This window comes from Streptacidiphilus sp. ASG 303 (assembly GCF_020991365.1).
GTDB lineage: Bacteria > Actinomycetota > Actinomycetes > Streptomycetales > Streptomycetaceae > Peterkaempfera.
In genome coordinates this window covers 1-1,226 of the sequence record NZ_JAJLRA010000079.1, presented here as the reverse complement: position 1 = coordinate 1,226, position 1,226 = coordinate 1, and the positions used below count along the sequence as shown (strand labels likewise).

At 69.6% G+C, this 1,226-nt stretch carries 1 protein-coding gene; it reads left to right on the top strand.

The window, feature by feature from the left end:
• Nucleotides 1–1,226, top strand: a 1,226-nt coding sequence (locus tag LO771_RS29975) for an amino acid adenylation domain-containing protein (protein ID WP_230748305.1), incomplete at both ends; no start/stop codon positions are given.

Here is a 1,226-nt window from a genome sequence, read left to right as displayed (position 1 = left end):
CTCACTGAGCCGCCGCCTCATCCGGGTCCTGGAGACCGTCGCCGCCGACCCGGCCGCACCCGTGCACCACATCCCGGTCATGGACACCACCGAACGCCACCAGGTCCTCACCACCTGGAACGACACCACACACGAGGTCACCGCGGGCACGGTGGTGGACCTCTTCCAGGCGCAGGCCGCCCGCACCCCCGACGCCATCGCCGTGATCGACCCCGACGGCACCGAGGTGTCGTACGCCGAACTCAACAAGCAGGCGAACCAGTTCGCCCATCGCCTTCTCGGGCAGGGAGTCGGCGCTGAGCAAATCGTCGCGCTGGTACTGCCGCGCTCGAGGGAGTTGGTCGTGGCGAGCCTCGGTGTGCTGAAGACCGGCGCCGCGTACCTGCCGGTGGACCCGGAGTATCCGGCCGACAGGATCGCCTACATGCTGTCCGACGCTCAGCCGGTCCGGGTGATCGACGAACTCGGCATCGTCCAGGCCGCGCACGAGGAACCGGAGTCGGATCCCGGCGTCCCGGTGGCGAGCGCCCAGACCGCTTATGTGATCTACACCTCCGGCTCGACCGGCCGTCCGAAGGGCGTCATGGTGAGCCACGCGGGCATCGCCGGCCTGGTCAACGCACAGGTCGAAAGGTTCCGTATCGACGAGAACAGCAGGGTGCTGCAGTTCGCCTCGCCCAGCTTCGACGCCTCCATCTCGGAACTTTGCACGGCACTTCTGTCCGGCGCGACTCTGGTTATCGCTCCGGTCGACTCCCCGATCTCTGCGCTGACGGACCAGCGCCTCGGCATCACGCACGCGACGGTGGTGCCCTCGGTTCTCGCCACGCTGTCCGATGACAGCCTGGAATCGGTGCGCACGCTGGTGGTCGCCGGTGAGGCCTGCCCGCCGGAACTGGTGGCGAAATGGGCACCAGGACGACGCATGATCAACGCCTACGGCCCTACCGAGGCCACCGTCTGCGCGACGATGAGCGTCCCCCTCGTCCCCTCGGAACAGAAGCCGCCGATCGGAACGCCGATCGCCGACACCAGGGTGTACGTCCTGGACGCGGCCCTGCAGCCGTGCCCGCCCGGCGTGCCCGGCGAGCTGTACCTCGCCGGCGCCCAGCTGGCCCGCGGCTACCTCGGTCGCCCGGCCCTGACCGCCGAACGCTTCGTGGCCAACCCCTACGGCGGCCCCGGCGCACGCATGTACCGCACCGGCGACCTCGCCCGCTGGACCA